The sequence below is a fragment of the Micromonospora sp. CNZ299 genome, from assembly GCF_002754415.1.
Genome location: NZ_PEFG01000001.1, coordinates 1,892,622 through 1,917,403, shown reverse-complemented (window position 1 = coordinate 1,917,403; position 24,782 = coordinate 1,892,622). Strand labels below are relative to the sequence as shown.

At 72.1% G+C, this 24,782-nt stretch carries 22 protein-coding genes and 1 riboswitch; of the genes, 9 read left to right on the top strand and 13 right to left on the bottom strand.

Going from position 1 to position 24,782, the window contains the following annotated elements; translation table 11 throughout:
• Positions 1-19: 19 nt before the first annotated feature.
• Together CLT68_RS09220 and CLT68_RS09215 are read left to right on the top strand one after the other, a co-directional pair.
• Positions 20-376, top strand: coding sequence for a YciI family protein (locus CLT68_RS09220; protein ID WP_486482420.1), 357 nt, complete (start codon positions 20-22; stop codon positions 374-376).
• Positions 373-1,626, top strand: a complete 1,254-nt coding sequence (locus CLT68_RS09215; RefSeq protein ID WP_099850132.1) for a DUF6596 domain-containing protein — start codon at positions 373-375, stop codon at positions 1,624-1,626. The genes CLT68_RS09220 and CLT68_RS09215 overlap by 4 nt, the downstream gene beginning before the upstream one ends.
• 6 nt (positions 1,627-1,632) lie before the next feature.
• Here the strand turns inward: CLT68_RS09215 and CLT68_RS09210 are convergent, their stop codons facing one another.
• Positions 1,633-2,217 carry a helix-turn-helix domain-containing protein gene (locus CLT68_RS09210; RefSeq protein ID WP_088951276.1) on the bottom strand — a complete coding sequence of 195 codons (585 nt, stop codon included), beginning with the start codon at positions 2,215-2,217 and terminating at the stop codon, positions 1,633-1,635.
• Positions 2,218-2,305: 88 nt separating this feature from the next.
• On the opposite strand from CLT68_RS09210, the gene CLT68_RS09205 reads away from it, so the two are divergent.
• Entirely contained in the window at positions 2,306-2,938 is a 633-nt protein-coding gene (locus CLT68_RS09205; protein WP_099850130.1) for a class I SAM-dependent methyltransferase, read from the top strand.
• Between the two features lie 55 nt (positions 2,939-2,993).
• Here CLT68_RS09205 and CLT68_RS09200 read toward each other — a convergent pair whose 3' ends face one another.
• The 6 genes from CLT68_RS09200 to CLT68_RS09170 all read right to left on the bottom strand — a co-directional run bounded on the left by CLT68_RS09200 (position 2,994) and on the right by CLT68_RS09170 (position 8,912).
• Complete coding sequence (locus CLT68_RS09200; RefSeq protein WP_099850127.1) at positions 2,994-4,466, bottom strand: alpha/beta hydrolase; 1,473 nt, start codon at positions 4,464-4,466, stop codon at positions 2,994-2,996.
• Positions 4,467-4,591: 125 nt separating this feature from the next.
• Positions 4,592-4,861, bottom strand: a complete 270-nt coding sequence (locus CLT68_RS09195) for a hypothetical protein (RefSeq protein WP_088951273.1) — start codon at positions 4,859-4,861, stop codon at positions 4,592-4,594.
• Positions 4,862-5,201: 340 nt separating this feature from the next.
• Positions 5,202-5,375 carry a CsbD family protein gene (locus tag CLT68_RS09185; RefSeq protein ID WP_099850124.1) on the bottom strand — a complete coding sequence of 58 codons (174 nt, stop codon included), beginning with the start codon at positions 5,373-5,375 and terminating at the stop codon, positions 5,202-5,204.
• Positions 5,376-5,449: 74 nt separating this feature from the next.
• Positions 5,450-7,705, bottom strand: a complete 2,256-nt coding sequence (locus CLT68_RS09180) for a heavy metal translocating P-type ATPase (RefSeq protein ID WP_099850122.1) — start codon at positions 7,703-7,705, stop codon at positions 5,450-5,452.
• 12 nt (positions 7,706-7,717) lie between these two features.
• The gene (locus CLT68_RS09175; protein WP_099850120.1) at positions 7,718-8,689 is read right to left on the bottom strand and encodes a hypothetical protein; all 972 of its coding nucleotides are present in this window, start codon (positions 8,687-8,689) and stop codon (positions 7,718-7,720) included.
• Positions 8,690-8,702: 13 nt separating this feature from the next.
• Positions 8,703-8,912: a heavy-metal-associated domain-containing protein gene (locus CLT68_RS09170; RefSeq protein WP_088951269.1), complete on the bottom strand. Its 210-nt coding sequence runs from the start codon at positions 8,910-8,912 to the stop codon at positions 8,703-8,705.
• A gap of 98 nt (positions 8,913-9,010) precedes the next feature.
• On the opposite strand from CLT68_RS09170, the gene CLT68_RS09165 reads away from it, so the two are divergent.
• Entirely contained in the window at positions 9,011-9,307 is a 297-nt protein-coding gene (locus tag CLT68_RS09165; protein ID WP_099850118.1) for a metal-sensitive transcriptional regulator, read from the top strand.
• 6 nt (positions 9,308-9,313) lie between these two features.
• Here the strand turns inward: CLT68_RS09165 and CLT68_RS09160 are convergent, their stop codons facing one another.
• A complete protein-coding gene (locus CLT68_RS09160) occupies positions 9,314-11,434 on the bottom strand; it encodes a heavy metal translocating P-type ATPase (protein ID WP_099850116.1) in 2,121 nt (706 codons plus the stop codon).
• A 309-nt stretch (positions 11,435-11,743) separates the two neighbouring features.
• Between CLT68_RS09160 and CLT68_RS09155 the strand changes: the two genes are divergently transcribed.
• Both CLT68_RS09155 and CLT68_RS09150 read left to right on the top strand, forming a co-directional pair.
• On the top strand, positions 11,744-13,114 hold the full coding sequence (locus tag CLT68_RS09155; protein WP_099850114.1) for a YibE/F family protein: 1,371 nt from the start codon (positions 11,744-11,746) through the stop codon (positions 13,112-13,114).
• Positions 13,115-13,280: 166 nt separating this feature from the next.
• Positions 13,281-13,411, top strand: a riboswitch (cyclic di-AMP (ydaO/yuaA leader).
• 4 nt (positions 13,412-13,415) lie between these two features.
• A complete protein-coding gene (locus CLT68_RS09150) occupies positions 13,416-14,435 on the top strand; it encodes a VldE C-terminal domain-containing protein (protein ID WP_099850113.1) in 1,020 nt (339 codons plus the stop codon).
• Positions 14,436-14,491: 56 nt separating this feature from the next.
• Here CLT68_RS09150 and CLT68_RS09145 read toward each other — a convergent pair whose 3' ends face one another.
• Positions 14,492-15,220, bottom strand: coding sequence for a carbonic anhydrase (locus CLT68_RS09145; RefSeq protein WP_099850111.1), 729 nt, complete (start codon positions 15,218-15,220; stop codon positions 14,492-14,494).
• A gap of 227 nt (positions 15,221-15,447) precedes the next feature.
• Here CLT68_RS09145 and CLT68_RS09140 point away from each other — a divergent pair, with 227 nt between their 5' ends.
• Together CLT68_RS09140 and mycP are read left to right on the top strand one after the other, a co-directional pair.
• Entirely contained in the window at positions 15,448-15,783 is a 336-nt protein-coding gene (locus tag CLT68_RS09140; protein WP_088951263.1) for a helix-turn-helix transcriptional regulator, read from the top strand.
• Between the two features lie 51 nt (positions 15,784-15,834).
• On the top strand, positions 15,835-17,067 hold the full coding sequence (gene mycP / locus CLT68_RS09135; RefSeq protein ID WP_486482114.1) for a type VII secretion-associated serine protease mycosin: 1,233 nt from the start codon (positions 15,835-15,837) through the stop codon (positions 17,065-17,067).
• Positions 17,068-17,147: 80 nt separating this feature from the next.
• On the opposite strand, the gene CLT68_RS09130 is transcribed toward mycP, so the two are convergent.
• The 3 genes from CLT68_RS09130 to eccCa form a co-directional block, all read right to left on the bottom strand.
• Complete coding sequence (locus CLT68_RS09130; RefSeq protein ID WP_088951261.1) at positions 17,148-17,426, bottom strand: WXG100 family type VII secretion target; 279 nt, start codon at positions 17,424-17,426, stop codon at positions 17,148-17,150.
• 25 nt (positions 17,427-17,451) lie between these two features.
• Entirely contained in the window at positions 17,452-17,760 is a 309-nt protein-coding gene (locus CLT68_RS09125) for a WXG100 family type VII secretion target (protein ID WP_088951260.1), read from the bottom strand.
• Positions 17,761-17,966: 206 nt separating this feature from the next.
• Positions 17,967-21,932 carry a type VII secretion protein EccCa gene (eccCa, locus tag CLT68_RS09120; protein ID WP_099850109.1) on the bottom strand — a complete coding sequence of 1,322 codons (3,966 nt, stop codon included), beginning with the start codon at positions 21,930-21,932 and terminating at the stop codon, positions 17,967-17,969.
• Between the two features lie 165 nt (positions 21,933-22,097).
• Between eccCa and eccD the strand changes: the two genes are divergently transcribed.
• Positions 22,098-23,495: a type VII secretion integral membrane protein EccD gene (gene eccD, locus CLT68_RS09115; RefSeq protein WP_099850107.1), complete on the top strand. Its 1,398-nt coding sequence runs from the start codon at positions 22,098-22,100 to the stop codon at positions 23,493-23,495.
• 16 nt (positions 23,496-23,511) lie between these two features.
• Here eccD and CLT68_RS09110 read toward each other — a convergent pair whose 3' ends face one another.
• Entirely contained in the window at positions 23,512-24,693 is a 1,182-nt protein-coding gene (locus CLT68_RS09110; RefSeq protein WP_099850105.1) for a type VII secretion protein EccE, read from the bottom strand.
• Between the last annotated feature and the right edge of the window lie 89 nt (positions 24,694-24,782).

The following is a 24,782-nucleotide window of genomic DNA, read 5'->3' as shown; positions in this document are numbered from 1 at the left end:
GAGCACCGCCGTGAAGTACATGCTGCTGATCTGGAACCGGCCCGGCTTCACCGAGGAGCTGACCGAGCAGGACCGCACCACTCTCTTCGGCGAGGTCGACGAGATCATGAAGGAGCTGACCGAGACCGGCGAGCTGGTCGACGGCCAGGCGCTCGCCAACCCGTCGCAGACGCTGACGGTCCGGCAGGTCGACGGCAGCACCGAGATCGTCGACGGGCCGTTCATGGAGAGCAAGGAGCAGTTCGCCGGTTACCTGACCGTCGAGTGCGACAGCCCGCAGCGGGCCGCCGAGATCGCGGCCCGCTGGCCGGACGTCCGTTACGGCGGCGCGATGGAGGTCCGCCCGGTGATGGAGCAGGCCGGGACGGAGATGTGACCGAGGACCGGACGGTCGAGGACCTGCTGCGCACCCTCGCGCCGCAGGTCCTCGGCCTGCTGGTCCGCCGGCACGGCCAGTTCGACCGGTGCGAGGACGCGGTCCAGGAGGCGCTGCTGGCCGCCGCGACACAGTGGCCCGGGCAGGGCGTACCGGACAGTCCCCGCGCCTGGCTGCTCACCGTGGCCACCCGCCGGCTCACCGACGAGTGGCGCAGCGAGAGCGCTCGCCGGGACCGCGAGGTGGCGGTGGCGCTGCGCGAGCCGGCGTACGCCCAGGTGGCGCCGGCGGCCGACGCGGAGCCGGCGGCCCCGGCCGCGGACGACACCCTGACGCTGCTGTTCCTCTGCTGCCACCCGGCGCTGACCGGATCGGCGCAGGTGACGCTCACCCTGCGCGCGGTCGGCGGTCTCAGCACCGCCCAGATCGCCCGGGCGCACCTGGTGCCGGAGGCGACGATGAGTCAACGGATCCGCCGGGCCAAGCAGCGGATCGAGGCCGCCGGGGCCCGGTTCACGATGCCTGAGCCGGCCGAGCGGGACGAGCGGTTGCGGTCGGTGCTCCGGGTGCTCTATCTGATCTTCAACGAGGGGTACACCGCGTCGAGTGGCCCGGACCTGCACCGGGCCGAGCTGACCGGCGAGGCGATCCGGCTGGCCCGCATCCTGCGCGGGCTGCTGCCCGACGACGGCGAGGTGGCCGGGCTGCTGGCGCTCATGCTGCTCACCGACGCGCACCGGGCGGCCCGGCTCGGCCCGGACGGGGAACTGGTGCCCCTCGCCGAGCAGGACCGCACCCGGTGGGACTCGGCCGCCATCGCGGAGGGGATCGCGCTGATCACCGAGGCGTTGACCTGGTCGCCGCCAGGCCCGTACCAGCTCCAGGCGGCGATCGCCGCCGTGCACGCCGAGGCGTCGACGGCGGCGGAGACGGACTGGCGGCAGATCGTCGCGCTCTACCGACTGCTGGCCCGGATCGCGCCGAACCCGATGATCACCCTCAACCAGTCGGTGGCGGTGGCGATGGTGGACGGGCCAGGGGCCGGGCTCGCGCTGCTCACACCGCTGATCGCCGACGAGCGCACGGCCGGGCACCACCGGCTCGCCGCTGTCCGGGCGCACCTGTTGGAGATGGCCGGGGACGCCGAGGCGGCGCGGGTGGCGTACCTGGCCGCGGCACGCGGCACCACGAGCCTGCCCGAGCAGCGGTATCTGGAGCTGAAGGCCAGCCGACTGACTGGGCAGCGATGACCTGGGTCAATCGGGCTTCGGGGCGGCGCGTACGTGCGCGCGTTCGCCCTGTTTCCCGATCAGGCTGAGGAACTCGACGGGGCCGGAGCTGGTGGCCCCGAACCAGTGCGGGGTGCGGGTGTCGAACTCGGCGGCCTCCCCGGGCGTGAGGACGAGATTGTGCTCGCCGAGGACCAGTCGCAGCGTGCCGTTGAGGACGTAGACCCAGTCGTGTCCCTCGTGGGTGCGCAGGTCGGGTTCGCGGTCGTCGGCGCTGGCCGGGAGCACGTACTTGTAGGCCTGGATGCCCCCGGGTCGCCGGGTCAGCGGCAGGATGACCGATCCGTCGCTGCACGTGATGGGGCGCAGGTTGATGCGGGGATCGCCGGTCGGAGGCGCGCCGACGAGCTCGTCGAGCGTCACGCCGTGGACGCGGGCGAGCGGGAGGAGTTGCTCAAGCGTGGGGCGACGCAGGCCGGCTTCGAGCCTGGACAGGGTGCTGGCGGAGATGCCGGTCTCCGCGGCGAGGTCGGTGAGCGTGATGTCGCGGCGGAGCCGAAGGTGCTTCAGTCTTCCTCCGACAGCGTCCAGGGTGCGGTCCGGCTCGTCCATGTCGCCAATTTTGCCATTCGGCAAGAAGTTTTGCGGATCGGTGGGTGAGCCGGTCACAGTCGCTACCGAGACGCGAAGGAGCAGGTAGATGACCGAGCAGCACGAGTTCGACAAGGGCTACTGGGATCGACACTGGCACCAGGTGCACCATGATCATCCGGGTGTCGTCGGCGCGGCTCCCCCGCACCCGTACCTGGCCCGTGAGACCGCCGGCCTGACGCCCGGCACGGTGTTGGACGCCGGCTGCGGCACCGGCACGGAGGCGATCTGGCTCGCTTCGCACGGCTGGCAGGTCACCGCTGTCGACATCGCATCCGCCGCCCTCGCTCTCGCCGCCGGACGCGCGGCGGACGCCGGGGTGCCCGAGCGCGTGCGGTGGGTGGAGGCGGACCTGACGACCTGGGAGCCGGGGACGCAGTTCGATCTGGTGACGACGCACTACGCGCACCCGGCGATGTCGCACCTGGCCTTCTACGACCGCATCGCCGGGTGGGTGGCGCCGGGTGGCAGCCTGCTGATCGTCGGGCACCTGCACACCTCGGAAGCCACCGGGCACGGCCACCACCCACCCGAGGAGGCATCGGTCACCCTCGCGGACATCACCGCCGGCCTGGACAGCGCCACCTGGGAGGTGGTCACCGCCGAGGAGCACCGCCGCTCGATGCCCGGCCGGGAAGTCCCGCTGCACGACGTGGTCGTCCGCGCCACCCGACGCCACTGAACCCGCCGCTGCCGGCCGTCGGGCGAACCTGACCACCCGACGGCCGGCGGCACGCTCACACGTCGGGGTCGACGGCCGGGCAGCTGGCACCACGGGCGGGCACCACCTGATCGATCAGATAGGCGTCGACGGCTCGTTGCACGCAGGGGCTGCTGCTGTAACTGCCGTGCCCCCACCCCTGGTAGGTCAGCAGAGCGCCATGCTTGCCCAACTGCCGGGCCACAGTGCGGGCCCAGTCGTACCCGCTCGCCGGGTCGTGCACCGTGGCGGCGAGCAGCAGTGGCACGTCGGTGCGGACCCGCAGGCGGTGCTGCGGGTTGGCGACCGGCGACGGAGTGCCCAGGCAGGTGACCAGCGCAAACAGGGCCGGCGGATACCGCAGGTCCGGTGCCAGCAGGGCCGCCCGGCGCACGTGTGCGTCGTACTCACGGTAGTCGCGGACGGGCAGGCTCCAGTCCTGGCAGAAGACCGCGAAGGGGTACGGCGCGACGGCGTCGACCGTCGTCGTGGCGTCGGCCGGGGGCGCGGTGGTCGGCGAGGCGGCCGCGTCCATCCTGCCGAGCCAGTCGGCCAGCCCGGACCACCGCCACGTGTCGTAGAACCTCTTGTGGGTGAGCCGGGCCAACTCGAACGGGGTCAGCACCACGCCGGCCCGGTCCGGGTCGGTCAGCGTGCCGCTCTCGGCCCGGGCGCGCAGCCCCGCCCAGATCGCCCGTACGTCCCGTCCGTTGAGCCCACAGGCGGTGGACCGGTCACACCAGGCGACGAACTCGTCGAACGCGTTCTCCGCGGTGACCGCCTGGCTGTCGAGGAAGGCGCGGGTGCCGAGGCTGTGGTCCATCGCGGCCTCCAGCACGACGGCCCGGACCCGGTTCGGGTACAGCTCCGCGTACCGCTGCCCGAGCAGCGTGCCGTACGAGCTGCCGTGGAAGGTCAGCTGACGCTCACCGAGCGCGGCGCGGACCGCGTCCAGGTCCCGGGCGGCGCTGGTCGTGTCGACGTGGTCGTAGAGCGCCCCGGTGCGGGCCCGGCAGTCGGCGCGCAGCAGCGCGTTGTTGGCCACTGTCGCGTCGAACTGGGCCTGGTCGGCGATCAGCTGCGGCTGCCGGGCGAGCAGGTCCCGTGCGCAGATCACCGGGTGGCTGCCGCCGGTGCCGCGCGGGTCGAAGCTGACGATGTCGAACCGGCGGCGCAGGTCGGCACTGAACCGGGAGCTGCCGTTCACCACCCGGTCGACCCCGCTGTCGCCCGGCCCACCGGGGCCGAAGACCAGCGCACCCTTGCGGGTGGTCTTGTCGGCGGTCCGGCGAGCCAACGCCAGGTCGAAGCGCTCGCCTCGGGGCTGGTTCCAGTCCACCGGCAGCGACAGGGTGCCGCACTCGGCATCCGGGTCGGTGGCGCAGGGCCGCCAGTCGATCGTCGGACCGGGCTGTGGTCGAGCGGCGGCGGGGCTCGCTGGGGTCAGGCCGGTGGCCGTGAGGGCCAGTGCGACCGCCCAGCCCACGGCGGATTTGCGTACGCGCAGCATGAGGTGCTGTCCTCTCCTCGAAGGAGCGTTACCGGTGAAGCTCGCCCACTGGGCGAGGTGATGCTGCTTCCACCCGGGCCGTCGAGTAGCCGCTCGACGGCCCGGGGCCTCCTGCTCTCAGCGGGTCACTCGACCTCGAGCAGGACGCGCTCGAGCGTGGTCATCCGGGTTTCCATCCCGCCCAGCCGCCCGTCCATCGCCGCGAGCAGTCGGGCGTTCTCGGCCTGGGCCTGGGCTGCCGTCTCGGCCAGCCGGCGGTAGTCGTCCGCGCGGGCCAGTTCGAGCCGGGCCCGGCGGGTCTTGGCCAACTGGACGACGGTCACCGTGAACACGCTGATGATCAGGGCGAAGATGCCGATCGCGCCGACCACCTCGGTCCAGTCGTGCTCGCTCATCGGCCCGCTCCCGGCTGCTCGGCCGAGCGGGGCACGGTCAGCGTCTCGACCGCCGCCGCGATGACCTCGGGGGTGAGTGTGAACGCGAACGGCTTCACCTCGTAGTAGTTCATGGCCTTCCCGTCCCTCGACAACTCCAGGTTGGCGGTGACCAAACCGGCCGCCGCCAGCTGCTCATAACCTTCCCTCGCACGTGCCAATGGAAGTTAGCAGGTAGAGGCGTGCGGCTGTGGGTGCCGGAAGCGGAATCAGGGGGATCTCAGGGTCACGGAAAGCGCCGGACAGACAGAACGCCGGGCCGGTGATGATCACCGGCCCGGCGTGCAATGTGCGTCGTACGTCAGCTCTTGAAGGCGTCCTTGATCTTCTCGCCGGCCTGCTTGAGCTTGGCCGTCGACTGGTCAGTACGACCCTCGGCCTCGAGCTGCTCGTTGTCGGTGGCCCGACCGGCGCCTTCCTTCAGCTTGCCGGTCGCGTCCTCGGTGGCATTGTTGATCTTGTCATCCATACCCATTGCCAACCTCCATTGCAAGCGTCGCTACAACACCAGCAATACCCCGGTCATCACGGGTCCAACCATTCCCCTCGTCACAGTCCGCGATCGGCGGTGGCCGAGCGGAACCGTCGCAGCCGCAGACTGTTGGCCACCACGAAGACCGAGGACAGCGCCATCGTGGCACCGGCGATCATCGGGTTGAGCAGCCCGGCGGCGGCCAACGGCAGGGCCGCCACGTTGTAGCCGAAGGCCCAGAACAGGTTGCCCCGGATGATGCCGAGCGTGCGTCGGGACAACCGGATGGCGTCCACCGCGGCGTCCAGGTCACCCCGGACGAGAGTGAGGTCGGACGCCTCGATCGCCACGTCGGTGCCGGTGCCCATGGCCAGCCCGAGGTCGGCCTGGGCCAGCGCCGGGGCGTCGTTGACCCCGTCGCCGACCATCGCCACCGACCGCCCCTCGGCCTGGAGCCGCTTGACCACGTCGACCTTCCCGGCCGGCAGCACCTCGGCGATCACCTCGTCGATGCCCACCTCGGCGGCGACCGCCCGGGCCACTGTGGTGTTGTCCCCGGTCAGCAGGACCGGAGTGAGCCCCAGCGCGCGCAACCGGGCCACCGCCGCCCGACTGGTCGGCCGCACCACGTCGGCGACCGCGAGCACGCCCCGGGCCTGCCCGTCCCAGCCGGCGACGATCGCCGTACGACCGGCGGCCTCCGCGTCACGCACGGCCCACTCGACCTCCGGCGGTACGTCGATGTCGTGCTCCCGCAGCAGCCGGGCCCGACCGACCAGCACGACAGTTCCGTCGACAGTGCCGGTCACGCCCAGCCCTTCGAGGTTGCGGAAGCCGGTCACCGGGGGCAGTGCGCCGGCCTCGGCGGCACCCGCGGCGACGGCACGGGCGATCGGGTGCTCCGAGGCGGCCTCCACCGCGCCGGCGAGCCGGAGCAGCTCGGCGCGGTCCTCCCCGCTCGCCGGCACCACGTCCACCAGCGTCATCCGGCCGGTCGTGACGGTGCCCGTCTTGTCCAGCACCACGGTGTCCACCCGGCGGGTCGACTCCAGGACCTCCGGCCCCTTGATGAGCACACCGAGCTGCGCGCCCCGGCCGGTGCCGACCAGCAGCGCGGTCGGCGTGGCCAGGCCCAGCGCGCACGGGCAGGCGATGATCAGGACGGCCACGGCGGCGGTGAACGCTGCGGTCGGGCCGGCTCCGGTGCCGAGCCACCAGCCGAGAGTGCCGACGGCCAGCGTGATGACGATCGGCACGAAGACGCCGGAGATCCGGTCCGCCAGCCGCTGCACGGCCGCCTTGCCGCTCTGCGCCTGCTCGACCAGATCGGCCATCCGGGCGAGCTGGGTGTCCGCGCCGACCCGGGTCGCGGTGACCACCAGTCGGCCGCCCGCGTTGATGGTGGCGCCGACCACGCCGTCGCCGGGGCCGACCTCGACCGGCACCGACTCACCGGTGAGCATGCTGGCGTCCACGGCGGAGGTGCCCTCGTCGACCACCCCGTCGGTGGCGATCTTCTCCCCGGGACGGACCACGAACCGGTCACCGACGACGAGCCGGTCCACCGGAATCAGGGTCTCCACCCCGTCCCGCAGCACCGCCACCTCCCTGGCCCCGAGTTCGAGCAGGGCGCGCAGGGCGGCACCGGCGGTCCGCTTGGAACGGGCCTCGAAATAGCGACCGGCCAGGATGAACACCGTCACCCCGGCGGCCGCCTCCAGGTAGATGTTGCCGGCACCGTCGGTGCGGGTGATGTCGAAGCGGAACGGGTGCGTCATCCCCGGCATGCCGGCGTCGCCGAGGAAGAGCGCCCAGAGCGACCAGCCGAACGCCGCCAGGGTGCCAAGCGACACCAGCGTGTCCATGGTCGCCGCGCCGTGCCGCAGATTGGTCCAGGCGGCCCGGTGGAACGGCAGCCCACCCCAGACCACCACCGGGGCGGCCAGGGTCAACGACAGCCACTGCCAGTAGTCGAACTGCCAGGCCGGGACCATCGCCAGCAGGACCACCGGCACGCTCAGCGCCACCGACACCCAGAGCCGGGTACGCGGGCCCTTCAGCGGGTCCACCGACTGCTCTTCCGTCGGCGCGCTGGGCAGTGCGGCCGTGTAGCCGGTCTTCTGCACGGTCTCGATCAGGTCGTCCGGTGTGACGGCGTCGGCGTACCGGACGGTCGCCTTCTCGGTGGCGTAGTTGACTGTGGCACTCACGCCGTCCATCCGGTTGAGCTTCTTCTCGATCCGGGCGGCGCAGGCTGCGCACGTCATCCCGCCGATCGCCAACTCGATCCGGTTCGGCGCCTCGGGCAGTGGTCTGCTGCTGGTGGTGGTCATCGTCTGGTCCCGTCAGTTGTGCCCGTGCCCGGGGGTGCCGTGGTCGGCGCCCCCGGTCGGTGCGGGTCCGCTCGGGTCGCCCCCGGTGGATGGGGCGTCGGCCGCTGGAGTGCCGGCCGCTGGGGTGCCGGCGACGACGGTGAACTCGGCGGTGTGCACCGCCCCGCCGTGCCGGAAGTCGAGGTAGAGCCGGTAGCTGCCAGCCGACGGCACCTCGGCGAGGAAGGTGACCGCGGGGCCGGGCCGGGTCCGCCCGTCGCCGGGAGTCCCGTCCGGGTGCACGTGCAGGTACGCCAGGTCACCCCGGCGCAGAGCCACCAGGTGCCCGTACGCGCCCAGGTAGGGCTCCAGGTCGGCGACCGGCTGCCCGCCCCGACTCACCGTCAGGGTCAGCGGTGAGGTGCGGCCAGGCTGCGGCGAGCCGGCCAGGGTGACGGTGTAGCCGTCGACGGTGGTGCTGGTCGAGGGGGCGGGCAGCGGCCGTTCGGTCAGCTCACCGGGGACGGTCACGTCCACCCCGAGGGTCAGCGCCTCGCCTCCGGTCGGGGTGAAGTCGGCGAACGCCCGCCAAAGCCCGGCACCGGCCAGCGGGGTGTCAACCCGCCAGGTGCCGTCCGCTGCCAGCTCGGGGTGCACGTGACGGAAGCCGGAGAGGTCCCGCCGGGCGACGATCAGGTGCATCTGCTTGTCGTGCGCCACGTCGTACCGGGTCACCGGTTGACCGTCCGGCCCGGCGATCCGGAAGGCGAACTCGTCCGCCTGGGTGTCGACCGGTTCGAGGGTGTAGCCCCGGTCGGAGACGAGCAGGCCGCCGGGGAGCCGGTCGGTCGTGTCGTCGTGCTCGCCCGTCGCATGGGCGCCGTCGCCGTCGTGCCGGCCCTCGACCACCGGGGCGCGGTCGACGACCCGGCCGATCCCGTACGTCGTGCCGAAGACCGCCGCGAGGCCCACGGCGAACCCGGCCAGTCTCGTCACGGTGCGCATGCCCGTCCTCCGATCACGCGTCGACGAGGTCGTAGCCGGCCTCGTCGACGGCAGCCCGGACAACTGCCGGGTCGAGGGGCTGGTCACTGCTGACGGTGACCCGGCCGGCCGCGAGGTCGACCTGGACGTCCTGCACGCCTGGGATCGCGCCGACCTCGGCGCTCACCGCGCTGACGCAGTGCCCACAGGTCATGCCCTGCACCTGGTACGTCGTGTTGACCATTGGAACGCCTCCCTGAACGGATTACCCGTACCCGGTGGGGGTATCCCACCCGAAGACGACCGTACCATACCCCCCAGGGGTACGCTATCCTGGTTCGCATGACCACACCCACCCCGATCCGCGGGTACACCGCCAGCAAGGACCAGCTGCTCACGCGGCTCCGCCGCGTCGAGGGGCAGGTCCGCGGCATCGAGAAGATGGTCGACGACGACCGCTACTGCATCGACGTGCTCACCCAGATCTCCGCCATCCAGGCCGCACTCGACAAGGTGGCGCTGGGGCTGCTCGACGGGCATGCCCGGCACTGCATGCACGAGGGGGCGGCCGAGGGCCGGGCCGACGAGATGGCCACCGAGATGATGGCGGCGGTCGGCCGGCTGATGAAGCGCGGCTGACGCCCCTCAGTCCGGCGCCGGGTCGAGACGGACGCGGCGCAGCAACTGCGCGTTGAGCGCCACCACGATGGTGGAAGCGGACATCAGCACCGCTGCCACCGCCGGGCTCAACGCCACGCCGGCCCAGGCCAGCACACCCGCCGCCAGCGGCAGCGCCACCACGTTGTAGCCCGCCGCCCAGGCCAGATTCTGTCGCATTTTCCGGTACGAGCCCCGGGACAACCGGACCACGGCACCCACCCCGCGCGGGTCCGAGGACGCCAGCACCACCCCGGCGGACTCGATCGCCACATCGGTGCCCGCGCCGATCGCGATACCGACGTCCGCTCGGGCCAACGCCGGAGCGTCGTTCACCCCGTCACCGACCATCGCCACGATCAACCCTCGCCGCTGGAGCTCCGCCACCCGGTCGTCCTTCTCCCCCGGCAGCACCTCGGCGAAGACCTCGTCGACACCGGGCCGGAAACCGACCTCGGCCGCGACCGCCTCGGCGACCGGGCGGGCGTCACCCGTGATCATGGCGATGGTTCGGACGCCCTCGGCACGCAGCTCGTCGACGGCCCGCCGGGCCTCCGGACGCACCTCGTCGGTCAACGCGAACGCGCCGAGCACGGTGTCCGGCAGCCGCACCAGATGCAGCACCGCCGCACCCCGCGCCGACCACCGCTCGTTCGCCGTCACCAGTTCCGTCGGGAGCGACAGGCCCAGTTCCCGCAGCAGCGCCGGCCCGCCCACCGCGTACTCCGTACCGTCGATCGTCGCCTGCACACCGCGGCCCGGCAGCGACCGGAAACCGGCGGCCGGGGCCGGGCCTGCGTGTCCGGCCGCCGCCACGATCGCCCGGGCCAACGGATGTTCACTGTCCGACTCGACACCCGCCGCGATCCGCAGCACCTCGTCCCGCCCGATGCCCGGCACCGTCACCACGTCGGTGACCGCGTGCTCGCCCCGGGTCAGCGTGCCGGTCTTGTCGAAGAGAACCGCGCCGACCGTCCGCATCCGCTCCAACGCCAACCGGTCCTTGACCAGGATTCCGGACCGCGCGGCCAACGCGGTGGAGAGCGCGACGACCAGGGGGATGGCCAGACCCAGCGCGTGCGGGCAGGCGATCACCAGGACGGTGACCGCACGCACCACCGCCTCGTCGGGCTGACCGAGCGCGGTCCAGACCAGCACGGTCAGCACGGCGGTGCCGGTGGCCACGTAGAACAGCGCCGCGGCGAAACGGTCGGCCAGCAGTTGGGTCCGCCCACCGGAAGCCTGGGCCTGCGCGACCATGCGCTGGATGCCGGCGAGTGCGGTCTGCTCACCCAGCGCCTCCACACCGACCCGGATCGCCGAGTCGGTGGCGACGGTGCCGGCCACCACCCGATCACCCGTCGACCGGGCGACCGGCCGCGACTCCCCGGTGATCATCGACTCATCCAGTTCGGCGCCGCCATCGATGATCCGCCCGTCGGCCGGCACCCGCCCGCCCGGGCGGACCAGCACCACGTCACCGACCCGCAGACCGGTCACCGGCACCGCCTCGACCCGGCCATCCGCCGCCACCCGCTCGGCCTCGTCCGGTAGCAGCGCGGCCAGCGCCACGAGCGCTCCCCGGGCCTGCCCGATGGCCTTCATCTCCTGCCAGTGCCCGAGCAGCATGATGGTGACCAGCGCGGCCAACTCCCACCAGAAGTCCAGGTCGAAGACGCCCACGCTGGTCGCCAGGGACGCGGTGTACGCCACGGTGATCGCCATCGCGACCAGCAGCATCATCCCGGGCGCCCGGTCCCGCACCTCCCGGACCGCACCGACCAGGAACGGCCAGCCGCCCCACCAGAACACCGCCGAGCCGAGCACCGGACCCACCCAGGAGCGGCCGGGAACGTCCCAGCTCAGACCCAGCTGGTCCCAGACCAGGTGGCTGGCCAGGACCACCGGGATGGTGAGCGCCAGGCAGACCCAGAAGCGACGACGGAACATCGCCGGATCGTGCCCGGCGTGCTTGTCGTGCCCGGCGTGCTTGTCGTGCCCGGCGTGCTTGTCGCGCCCGGCGTGCTTGTCGTGCCCGGCTCTCTCCGGCGGCCTGGCCGGGGTGGCGTGCCGCTCATGGCCGGGATCGGGCGGTAATTGAGCGGGCATGTGTCCAACATGCCTGGCCGGGGACCGGCACGCGAGCGGTTCGGCGGCGACACTCCGTCACGACCTGCGTCCCCGGGCCGGGCTGGTTAGCATTCCCCACGATGACCCCCCGCATGCCGCTGCACGAACGGGCACCGGCGCCGCCACCCGGTGGCGTCGCTCCTGGCCGCCCGGGCCGGGCACTGACCATCCGTGATCGGGTGGTCGCCGGTCAGCGATCCGCCGCGTCTCCCGCCGCGATTCCGCAGTGCGGATGAACCGACCGGTCCACTGACACGTACCCCGCACCGGATCGTTGGGAGTCTCGCCTTGGGTTCCGACCACACCCGCCCCGCTCCGTCCGCCCCGCCCCGGGTCCGGCGGATCCTCATCATGACGGTGGTGCCCCTCTTCGTCGCCACCGTGCTCGCAGCACTGCTGCTCTGGCCGCGCGGTGGGGCACCGGAGACCGACGGCGGGGCGGATGTGCCGCGCTTCCCCGGCACGGTGACCCGGGTGGTGACCGAACCATGCCCGCCGACGCCGTCGAGCCCGGAGGGCACACCACGCGTCGGCGGCGGGCCGTGCGGCACTGTCGACGTCCGGGTGGACGACGGGCCGTCCGCCGGCCAGCAGGTGCAGACACCGGTGCCCGACGGGCCCGGCGCACCCCGGGTCGCGGTCGGCGACGAGGTCATCCTGGTCGAGCTGACCGATCCCACCGATCCCACCACCAGCAACTGGAACATCTCCGAGCACCAGCGTGGCACCCCGATGCTGTGGTTGGCGGTGGTCTTCGCCGCGGCGATCGTCGCGTTCGGTAGGTGGCGGGGTCTGGCCGCGCTCGCCGGGTTGGCGGCCAGCTTCGCCATCCTGCTCACCTTCGTGCTGCCGGGCATCGGCGCCGGCAAGTCACCCCTGCTGATGGCGGTGGTGGGTGCCGCCCTGATCATGTTCGTGGTGCTCTACCTGACGCACGGGGTCACCGCACAGACCTCGGTCGCGGTGCTCGGCACCCTGGGCAGCCTGGTGCTGACCGGCGTGCTCGCCACGATCGCGACGGCGGCAACCCACCTCACCGGCTTCGGCAGCGAGGATGCCACCACGCTGTCGATGTTCCAGGGCGACGTGGACCTGCACGGTCTGCTGCTCGCCGGGATCATCATCGGCTCGCTCGGGGTGCTCGACGACGTGACGGTCACCCAGGCGGCCACCGTCACCGAGTTGGCGCACGCCAACCCCGGCCTGACCCGGTTGCAGCTCTACCGGGCCGCGACCCGGGTCGGCCGCGCGCACATCGCCTCCACTGTCAACACCATCGTGCTGGCATACGCGGGCGCGTCGCTGCCCCTGCTGCTCCTGCTCACCGCCGACGCGCGGCCGATCGGGCAGATCCTCACCAGCGAGTTCCTCGCGCAGGAGATCGTCCGCAGCGCGGTCGCCACCCTCGGCCTGATCGCCGCCGTGCCACTGACCACCGGGCTGGCCGCAGTGGTGACCGCGGCCGGGCGTGCGGACGCCACACCGTCCACCGACGCTTCCGCCCCGCGACCTCAGCCGGACCGGTCGGAGGCACTGGCCGCACTCATCTCACCGCGAGCGGGTCGCCCCGACGACCCGGAACCGACGCGGACCCCACCCCCATCCACCGCCACCGACGGGTGGCCGGAGCCGAACAGGAGCACGGATACGGCATGGTGACACTCCTCAGCGTGACCAGATCGGGCGTCCACCCTGAGAACCACGTCACTGGTCACTCAACGCTATGGCGAAATGACGCTTTTGGTCGGCATCCAGGCGTAGCTCACCCGGCCGACTCTCGGGTAACCTCGCTGCCGGTTACCGATGAAGGCGCGAAGCGGCGCCTGCGGTGCCACCGCCCAATCGCCAACCGGCGAATCGGGGACCCAGGTACGTGGGGTGAATCCGCGTCAGCGGTAGGGGCCACTTCCGCCCCGAACCCGTCAGCTAACCCGGTCGGCGGTCGACGGAAGGGAACATTGTGACGGCACCCCTACGCCGCTGGTTGACACCCGTGGTGGCCGTGATCGCCGCATTGACCGTGCTCGCCGGGCCCCTCCCGGCCCACGCCGCCCCGACGACCCCCACACCGTCCGGGCACGAGGAGGACGGCGAGCCGAAACTGCTCACCGACGTCATCGAGCAGGCCAACCGCGACTACTCCGCCGCCAAGTCCCAACTGGACAAATCCAAGAAGCGGCAGTTGGAGCTGGCCCGGGAGGTCGACCGGGCCAAGGCCGACCTGGACGCGTTGACCCCACAGGTCGGGCTGATCGCCGCCCAGTCGTACCGGACCGGCCGGATCGGCGCGCTCGCGATGCTGCTGGAGAGCAAGGCTCCCGACGCCTTCGTCCAGCGCGCCGCGGTGCTCGACGAGATGAACATGGTCAATGAGAAGAAGCTCGCCGAGGTCAACACGGTGAAGGCCCGCGCCGAGCAGGCCAAGCTGGCCCTCGACGCGGAGGTCCGCGAGCAGCAGAAGCAGACCGCCCTGATGGCGAAGCGGAAGAGCGAGGCGGACAAGGCGCTCTCCCTCGTCGGCGGCAAGGGCTTCACCGGCGGCCTGGTGGACGCCACCTCGAAGGTGGCCAAGATCGGCCCGGGTCGCACCGCCGACGGTGACTGGAAGCCGCAGTCGTGCAGCGAGAATGACCCGACCACGTCCGGTTGCGTCACGCCCCGCACCCTGCACGCGTACAAGGAGGTCAAGGCGGCCGGCTACAACCGGTTCGTCGGCTGCTACCGCTCCGGTGGGCCGTGGGAGCACCCGAAGGGCCGTGCCTGCGACTGGTCGCTGCAGAAGAGTGGCTTCGCCCCGTGGCACAACGATGACACCCGGAGGTACGGCAACAACGTCGCCGCCTTCCTCATCCGTAACGCCGACCGGCTGGGCATCTACTACGTGATCTGGAACCGGCAGATCTGGTTCCCGGCGACCGGCTGGAGTTCGTACAGCGGGCCGTCGAACCACACCGACCACGTCCACATGTCGCTGCTCTGACCCGCTGAACCCTCGCCGAGGGCCGTTCCGCGTCGCGCGGAGCGGCCCTCGTCGCGTCAGGCGGCGGCGGGCGCGGCCGGGTCGAGGGGCCCGGCCTCCTCGCCGAGCGTCGCGAAGCCGGCCGGCACGGCGGCCACCGGGCGGACCGCTCCGGCGGCGAGCCGGTACGACACACCGACCACCGCGCACCGCCCCTGCGCCACCTCGTCGGCCAGCACCGGCGACTGTCCGAGCAGCGTCTCGACGGTCTGTGCGATGTGGATGTCGACGATGCCGTCGATGTCCTGCACACCCTCGGTCTCGGCCCGGCGCAGGCTGGGCAGCACCGCGTCGACCACCGCCCGCAGGTGCCCCTGAGGTTGGGTGCCGGTCGTGGCGACCTCCCGGGCCGCCTGCACCGCACCGCACGAGTCGTGCCCGAGCACCACCACCAGCGGGGTGCCCAGCACGGTCACCGCGTACTCCACGCTGCCGAGCACCTCGGGGCCGGCGGTGTGGCCGGCGGTGCGGACCACGAACAGGTCGCCCAGCCCGCGGTCGAAGATGATCTCAGCGGCCAGGCGGGAGTCGGAGCAGCCCACGATCACCGCGAACGGGTGCTGCCCGTCGGCCACAGCGGCCCGGTGCCCGGCGTCCTGGTTGGGGTGGCGGGGGGCGCCGCCGACGAAGCGCCGGTTGCCGGCGACCAACTCGGCGTACGCGCGGGCCGGCTCGCTCAGCGCCGGGGCGCGGTCGGTGGTCCGCTGCGGGCCCGGCTGTCCGCCGGGCGTTCCGGAATGACTCATCCCCGCACCTCGTCTCGACGCATCTGACCTGGTCAACCGGCTCTTGAGCCGGGCCGGCGGCGGGCGCTGGCTCGGCTTTTACGGTCACACGCACCGTAAGATGCGTCAAGGTATACGTGATATGGATTTCATACGTTGACCTCAGCTCGCCCCTGGGTAACGCACCTCGGGCAGGGCCGACGAGACTCCTCGAGGGCAGGGTCGGCATCCGGAGAGGCGGTCACACGATGACGAAGACGGCGGCGGGCGACACCGGTGGTGGGCGGAACTGGACGTTCCTCACCAACCACGGGCACGTTCTGCTGGCCATCGCCCGCGACCCCACCGCCCGGCTGCGGGATGTCGCCGCCGAGGTCGGCGTGACCGAACGTGCCGCGCAGGCGATCGTCGCCGACCTGGAGGCGGGCGGATACCTGCACCGCACCCGCGTCGGGCGGCGCAATGAGTACACCCTCAACCCGTCCGGTCGGTTCCGTCATCCCGCCGAGGCCGACCGCCAGGTCGGTGCCCTGCTCGCGCTGTTCGCCGATCCGTCCACCGCGGAGGTCGGCCCCCAGGCCTGAGCATCGGTCGCCGGGCCGCTGCACGACCGGGCACAGCGGTAATCTCTGCGGGTGCGCGAATGCCCGCCGTTGAGCGCGACCACCCTGTCCCGTCGTCCCGTCACAGTGGTCCTCAGTGGAGCGCTGGCGGCTCTGCTCGGCGCCGGCCTGGTGGCACCCACCCCGGCAGCCGCGGCAGCGCCCTCCTGCGGCCCAGCCAGCGAGGAGAGCCTGACGGAGACGCCATGGGCGTTGCGCCGACTTGAGCCGTCCTCGGCGTGGCCACTGTCCCGGGGCGCCGGCGTCACGGTGGCGGTGATCGACTCCGGGGTCTCCGCGACCCATCCGCTGCTCAATGGTCAGGTGCTCGAAGGCCGCGACTTCAATGATCTGCCGGCCAACCAGGGCCAGTGCGACCTGGTCGGGCACGGCACGATGATCGCCGGCATCATCGCCGGCCGGGAGGGCACGGGCGTCCCGTTCAGCGGCATCGCCCCGGCTGCCCGCATCCTCCCCGTCCGGGTCCTGCCGGACCTCAAGGACACCAACGACCCCGACCTCCCCGGGCAGATCGCCGCGGCCATCGACTGGGCGGTCGAGCAGGGCGCCGACGTCATCAACCTGTCCCTGACCACCGTTCCCGGCCCGGAGCTGACAGCCGCCGTCGAGCGCGCCCTGGCCAAGCGGGTGGTGCTGGTCGCCGCCGCCGGCAACCGGCAGGAGGGCCAGCAGGACAGACCGGGTTACCCGGCCGCGTACCCCGGGGTGATCGCCGTCGGTGGGGTCGACGAGCAGGGCGGTCACGTGGGCAGCTCGATCAGCGGCGACTACGTCGACATCGCCGCACCGGGGTTGAACATCATCGGGCCGGCACCGCAGGGAGCCGGCTACCGCGGCGAGCCGAACGGCGGCACCAGCTACGCCGCCGCGTACGTCTCGGGGGCGGCCGCGCTGGTCCGGGCCGCCTACCCGGACCTCAGTCCACAACAGATCGCCGAACGGCTGGAACGCACGGCCGACAACCCACCGGAAGGCCACAACGCCGACATCGGCTACGGCATGGTGAATCCATACCGTGCGGTGTCGAGCCTGCTGGGCACCCGGACGAACCCGCCCGCCGGCGCCCTCCCGATGCCCCCGGCGCAGGACGACCCGCTGGGCTGGCAACGCCCCGCCGCGATCTGGGCGGCGGCGGTCGGTGGCCTGCTCACCGTGCTGCTGCTGATCGCGCGACCGATCGTCACCCGTGGTCGCCGACGGGGCTGGCGCCCGGGCCGGCGCACCGACTCAGCGGCTGCCGGCTGACCGGGCGCCGCCGCACCAAGGCCAGACACAGTGCGGCTCCGGCCCGGATCAACCGGACCGGAGCCACCCCGCCGAATGCCTCAGCCCCACACCTTCGAGTTGCTCATCTCGGTGGTGAGGTAGTTTTCCCGGGCGATGCCGACGGCGCCGCCGATCTCGTTCAGGATGCGGTTGATGTCCTGGACCGCCGCGTCCCACTTGGCCTGGTGCTGCTCGTAGGCAACCCGGTCCTCGCCGTCCCAGTGGAGCTTGGTCAGCATCGACCGCAGCGTGTCGAGCTTTTCCTCGAGGGTCTTCGAGATGGCCTGCATCTGCTGGTTGCTGCTCTCGAGGACCGCATAGTCAACTTTGATCGTCACGATTTCCTCCTCTGCTGGCTGCGGATCACGGGTTGAGAGCAGAGTGGAACTTGTCCAGCATCTGCTGCTGCTCTTCGTCGTTGACCTGGTGCGTCGTACCCGACTTGTCGAGCAGATCGGCGATGTTGTCCATCGCCGTCAGCAGCTTGCTCGTGTCTTCGCTCCAGCGCGTCATCAGCGACTGGAAGCCCGTGGACGCCTGGCCCTTCCATGCCATCGCCAGGTCGTCGACCACGTTCCAGAGCTTCTTCAGCTCGCCGTCAACCTCGCTGCGCGTGGACCGCACGTCACTCGCGGCGGTATGCAGAGTCGCTGCTTCGACCTCGAACGCCATGCCTCACACCCTTCCGTCATGTTGTGGTGGCGGATTCGCCGCACCCCTCCCCCGCGGCAAGGCAGCAACACCCCACCGACGGACACTCCAGTGAAGACCGTAGCGGAAGCGGACCAGCCCTCGCAGCCCTGACCGGCGACGTCCGATGGATGGTGGTGAATCGGACCTGAGCGGCCGATCACCTCGCACCGGACGGCGGACACCGGTCAGGACGGCTCCGCCCAGGCGGTCTGGATCAGCTGCTGACCATCACGCCGTCGGACGAGGGTGCCGCGACCAGGCGGCTGCGGGCTCGGCCGCAACGTCCCGAAGACCGCGCCCTCCTCCCGGTTGCCGGACATCAGCAGGCCCGGTGAGTCCAGTTCGCGCAACCGTTGCAGCACCGGCTCGTAGAGCGCCCGGGACACCCCGCCGACCCGACGCGTGATGACCAGGTGCAGACCGATGTCGCGTGCCTGCGGCAGCAGCTCCTGCAGGGCGCTGAGCGGATTGCTGCCACCGGAGGCGACCAGGTCGTAGTCGTCCACCAGGATGTACAGGTCGGGGCCCTTCCACCAACTGCGGTCGCGCAGCTGGGCGGTGGTCACGTCCGGGCCGGGCAGCCGGTTGGACAACGCGCTGCGGATCGAGCCGAGACCCTGCGCGAACGCCTGGTTCGACGGGGCGTAGTCCAGCAGGTGATCACCCTCGACCGCACCCAGCAGACCACGCCGGTAGTCGGCGATCACCAGGCGGGCCTGCGCCGGCGTGTACCGCTCGGTGATGCCCCGGGCGATCAACCGCAGCAGGTTGGTCTTGCCGCACTCCGCGTCGCCGAAGACCGTCAGGTGCGGCTCGTTGACCAGGTCCAGGTAGACCGGCGCAAGCGCCGACTCGTTGACACCGATCGGCAGGCCGGGTGCCGACCGGTCGATGAGCCGGGCCAGCTCGGTCACCGGAAGCCTGCGCGGCAGCAGCCGCACCTTCGGCGCCGGACGCCCCGGCCAGTTGGCCGCCACGTGCCCCGCCAGGGACAGCGACGCCTCACTCAGGTCGTCGATGTCCCGACGACCGTCGATGCGCGAGATGGCCGTGAGGAAGTGCAGCTTGTCGCGCGTCAGACCGCGACCGGGCGACTTCTCCGGCACGTTCGTCGCCGCCCGACGATCGATCTCGGACTCCGACGCGTCACCGAGGCGCAGCTCCAACTTGGTGCCGAGCAGATCCCGCATGTTGATCCGGATCTCAGCCCAACGCACCGCCGTGAGCACCACGTGAACGCCGAAACCGAGCCCCCGGTTGGCCAGCGTGGTGATCGTCTGCTCCAGCTCCTCGTACTCCTGGCGCAGCGTGTTCCAGCCGTCCACCACCAGGAACACATCGCCGAACGGGTCGTCCGCGAACTCACCGGCGGCCCGGCGACGACGGTAGCTGGCCACCGAGTCGATGCCGTGCTGGGCGAAACGCGTCTCCCGGTCGTCCAGGACGGCCACCACCTCGGCCACCGTCCGGCGGACCGCCTCGACGTCCCGACGACCGGCCACCCCCGCCATGTGCGGCAACCGGTCGAGACTGCGCAGCGCGCCCCCACCGAAGTCCAGGCAGAAGAACTGCACCTCACGCGGCGTGTGGGTGAGTGCCAACGAGGCGAGCAGCGTACGCAGCATGGTGCTCTTGCCACTCAGCGAGCGGCCGACGATGACCACGTTGCCGCCGGCGCCGGCCAGCTCGACCATCATCGGGTCACGGCGCTGCTCGTACGGGCGGTCCACCACCCCGACCGGTACGGTCAGCCGCCCCCGCCCGGGCCAGGACGCCGTGCACAGCCCGTAGGTCGGGTCGACAGCCAGCGCGCCGAGCAGCTCGCCGAGGCCCGGCGGATCGGCCAGCGGCGGCAGCCACACCTGATGGGCAGGACGCCCTCGACCCTTGAGCTGGTCGATCAGCACGTCGAGCATCGCCACGGCCTTGCCGTCGGCCGGTTGCTCCGGCTCGGGCGTGGTGGCCACCGGCACCTGCGGGACCTGGGCCGGAACGAAGTCGAGGCCGTACGGCACGATCCGCCGCTGCACCAACGCCTGCGACGCGGAGGCCTGCTGCCCCGGCGCCCGGTACGCCCCCGACACGTACGCGGCCCGGAACCGCAGCATCGTGCTGGTGTCGGTCTTCAGGTAACCGTGACCGGGCGCGTTCGGCAGCTCGTACGCGTCCGGGACACCGAGCACGATCCGGCTCTCCACAGCGGAGAAGGTACGCAGACCGATCCGGTACGACAGGTGTGTGTCCAGACCGCGGAGCTTGCCCTCTTCGAGCCGCTGGCTGGCCAGCAGCAGATGCACGCCGAGCGACCGGCCCAGTCGGCCGATCATCACGAACAGGTCGATGAAGTCGGGCTTGGCGGCGAGCAGCTCGCTGAACTCGTCACAGATGATCAACAGGCTGGGCATCGGGGCGAGCGGCTCGCCGGCCGAGCGGGCCTTCTCGTACTCGAAGCGGGAGACGTAGTTGCCGGCCGCCCGCAGCAGCTCCTGCCGTCGCACCATCTCACCGGCGAGCGCGTCGCGCATCCGGTCGACCAGCGGCAGCTCGTCGGCCAGGTTGGTGATGACCGCGCTGGTGTGCGGCAGCGCCTCCAACGAGGCGAACGTCGCGCCGCCCTTGAAGTCCACCAGGACGAAGTTCAGCTCCTCCGACGAGTGGGTCACCGCCAACGCGGCCACCACCGTCCGGAGCAGCTCGCTCTTGCCCGACCCGGTCGCACCGATCACCAGACCGTGCGGGCCCATGCCCTCGTGCGCCGACTCCTTGAAGTCCAGCTCGACCACGTTGCCGTCCGGGCCGACACCGAGCGGGATGCGCAGCCGGTCCCGGTGACCCCGCGGTCGCCAGGTGTTCTGGACGTCCACCGTCGCGGCGTCACCCACGCCGAGCAGGTCCGGCAGCTCCATGCTGCGGGCCAGCGGCTCGTCGCTGCTGGTCTGCTGCTGGGAGAGCCGGTACGGGGCGATCTGCCGGGCCAGCCCCTCGGCGGCCTCGGCGCTGAGCTGGTCAGGTCGACCCAGCGGCGACGACGAGCTGCCCCGGACCAGGTCGAGCGAGCTTCCGTCAGCCACGTCGAGGCAGAGCAGCCAGCGGCCCGCGTCGCGCGGCACCGTCCCGGAAAGGTCGATCACGGTGGTGCCGAGCAACCCTGGCCCCACCAGTTGGCAGGTCGGTGAGACCTCCCCGCCGTCGATGACCACGACCAGGTGCGCGGCGGTGGTCAGCGGCTTGGCCTCGGGGGCGAACCGGGGTCGCCCCGCCAGCTCACCGGCGAGCGCGGCCTCGGCCTCGGCCAGGCTGGCGAAGACCAACCGGCGCGCGCCGGCGGCGTCCGTACGAGCGCTGTGGTGGGCGTGTGGCAGCCATTTGACCCAGCCCCAGGACGACTGTCGGTCCGGAGCGGCGACCACCGCGACCACCAGGTCGTCCGGTGCGTGGAAGGTGGCCAGCTGCCCGAGAGCCGCCCGGGTCAGGTTGAGCACGGGCTCGCGGTCGCCACGCAGCGCCACTCGACTGAACGCGCGCACCGACAGGGCGGTCGGCAGCTCGGGCACTGTGGAGTGCGCGCGGACGAACCGGCGGAGCGCGATGGCGCTCATCGGCTCCAGGTCCTCCACCGGCTTCGTCTCCGGCGGGACGATCTCCACGGCCAGCCGCTGCGGGCCGAGGGCGATGCGCGTCTCGCCGAAGTCGTCCTCGGTGATCCGCCGCTCCCAGAGGCGGCGGGACGCCGCGATCGACCAGAGCGCGTCGGGCTCCGGGTGCCGCCAGGCCATCGCGGCCCGCTGCTGCTCAGCGGCCCGCCGGGTGCGCTTGCGCATCTGGGCCAGGTAACGCATGTAGTCGCGGCGGTCGGCGTTCAACTCGGCCTTGTCCTTGCCACCGCTGTTGGCGAGTGAACCGATCGCCATGCCAAGCATCGAGACGCCGAAGAGACCACCGGCGACGTACGTCATCATGCCGCCGCCCTTGCCGGCGTAGAGGAAGGCCATCGCACCGACCCCGCAGAACATCGGCAGGATCATGAGCAGCTGCCCCATGCCGCGGGGCGTCGGCTCCGGCAGCTCGGGAGGCGACTCCAGCAGCACCTCGCCGCGCGGTAGGGCGGGCCCCGGCTGACGCGGGAGCCTGCGGAACACGACAGTGCTCACGGCTGTCTCCTCCCCAGAAGCGGCCCTGATGACGTGCCGCCGCGGACCGGAGCCCGCGGGTGGGCATCGTACGTGCCCGCCATCGTAGGTAATCTGCCGTGGGCGCGGTGGACCCGGACGCAGCATCGCGGCCAGCCGATCACAGACGCACACCTGGAGGCCACTGTGGCGACGAACACGGCGACCGGTGGTCTGAGCCGGATCACCATCGTGGCTCCGCGTACCCGGATGGACCTGGCGCTGCCGTCAGACGTCCCGATGGCGGACCTGCTTCCCACCCTGCTGCGCTACGCGGGTGAGGACATGGCCGACGAGGGCGCGCGGCACGGTGGCTGGGCACTGTCCAGACTGGGCGGTGCGCCGCTGGACGGTGGGCGTACGGCTGCGCAGCTCAGTGTCCGTGACGGTGAGGTGCTCTACTTCAATCCGCGGTCCGCGGCCGCTCCGGAGATCGTCTTCGACGACGTGGTGGATGCGGTCGCCACCGCGACCAACCAGCGCCCCGGCGCCTGGCAGGTCGGTGCGACCCGATCCTTCGCGGTGGTCTTCGCCGCGGCGGCGCTCGGCGCCGGCGCGTTGGCCGCGCTCTTCGCCGGCCCGCCGCACCTGCCCGGCGCGGTGGCCGCCCTGCTGGTCGCGGTGGCGTTGCTGGTGGGTGCGGCGGTGCTGTCCAGGGCCGTCGGCGACAGTCAGACCGGCGCGGTTCTGGCCATCGTCGGCCTGGTGCACGCCGCCACCGGCGGTCTGCTGCTGCTCGCCGGTGATCGGCCGCTGACCGAGCTGGCCAGCCCGCACGTGCTGCTGGCGGCGACCGCCGCGGTGGTCGCCGGGGCGGTGGCCGTGATGGCGGTCGGTGACCGGTACCCCCTCTTCTTCGCCGCGATCGGGGTGGGGGCCGCGACCGGCCTGGGCGCACTGCTCTGCCTGGTCTTCGGCCTGGACACGCCGGCGGCCGCGGCGGTGGTGGCCGCTGTGGCGTTCGGCGTCGTGCCGGCGCTGCCGATGATGGCCTACCGGCTGGCGAGACTGCCGGTGCCGTCGATCCCGACCGGCCCGGAGGACCTGAAGACCGACACCGAGTCGGTGGACGGCCGGCAGGTGCTGCAGCGCAGCGAACGCGCCGACCAGTTCATGACCGGTCTGCTGTGGACGGTGTCGCTGCTGGTGCTGGGCGCTCAGTTCGTGCTGGCCCTCGACGGACGCCTGCCGGCGGTGCTGCTGTGCCTGGTGCTGGCCCTGCTGTCGCTGCTGCGGGCCCGACCGCTCCTGGGCCGCGCGCAGCGCACCCCGGTGCTGCTGGCGGGCACCGTCGGGCTGGGTCTGGCCGCTGTGGCCACCTTCGCCGACGGGTCGCTGTCGGTCCGGCTCGGTCTGATCCTCGGCGGGCTGGTGCTGGCCGCCGTGGTCAGCCTGATCTACGGTCTGAGCGTCGCCGGCAAGCGCATCTCGCCGGTCTGGGGCCGCCTCCTCGACATCGCCGAGATCCTGCTGATCATCGCGCTGGTCCCGCTCGCCTTCTGGGTGTGCGGCTTCTACGGCTGGATCGTCAACCTCCGGCCCTGACCGCCCGCGCCGGTCCCTACGCTTGCGGGCGGGTGGAGACCCCCAGCGCGGACGCGGCCGGCGCGGTGGCGTAGACGCCCGGACCGTGCTGACCGTCCAGGGGTCGGGCGGACATGCCCGTCCGATGGGCGACGTCACGTACCACCTTGACCAGCGCCTCGACGTGGTTGTCCATCGCGGCGACCCGCAGCAGCGGCGCCGCCACCCGGCCGTCCACCGACACCGTCGCGGCAACCGTGTGCGACGGCGCCGAGGTCGCGGTGATCGCGTCGACGAGCGGACCGAGTGGCGCGTCCGAACGACCCAGGGTCATGCACCGGTGGGTCCAACCGCCGCCGCGCAGCCCTCGCCAGGTCTCCGTCGGCGCCTCCGGGCCCAGATCCAGACCGGCGGCCGAGACGACGGCCGCGCGCAGCTCCTCGCGACCCAGCGGCCGATGCGCCAGACCCGCGCTGGTCAGCGCCTTGCCGAGCCGACCGATCCCGGCGGCCACGGTCCGGTGTACGCCGGGCAGCCCGCCACCCCTGCTCACCGCCTCGACCCGCGCGTCGCTGACGGTGAGCCGCAGCGCCACCCAGACGGTCCGGTGAGCCGCTGGCGGCGCACCGGGCGCCGGGTACCAGACCAGGGTGTGTGCGACGACCTGGGCCCGGGACACGGGGGCACTGAAGTCCGTGAGCACGCCCAAAGCCCGATCCACTGTGGAGGCGTGTGCCGAGCCGACCGTCGTACCGCTGGCCGACTGCAAGGCGACAGCGGCGAACCACCCCTGAGCGTCCTGCCCGATGCCGAGCCGGGTGCCCCGGTCGGTCAACTCGATGAAACTCAACTCTGGGGCGAGGGCGACCAACCGCGGGTCGGTGGCCGTGCCGCCGGCCAGCGTCGCCGACGCGCGCTCACCGCGACGTCGCATCCGCCGGCGCAGCAGCAGGTCCTCGAACCACCAGCGGCCACCCCTGCGTGCGAAGGTCGCCAGGACGACCAGCACCGCCGCGCCGCCCGCCACGGGGAGCACCCAACCGGGCCCGGCCGACGCGGCCCAGACGCCGACCACGCACAACTCCAACAACACGAGCTGCCCGACCAGCACCGGGCCGACCCGTCCACGGCCGGGCCGGTCGGTCGGCGGCGTCGACCGCGTCGCAACGGTGGACGGGTCCGTGGCCGCTCGGGCGGGTCGTGCCTGAACCTGCGTCATCGCTGACTGTCCCTCCTGCACGTACGACTCTGCGCCGGGTCGGTCCGGTGCCGGCCACGAACGGTGGTCCCGAGGAACCCCGGTCGGCC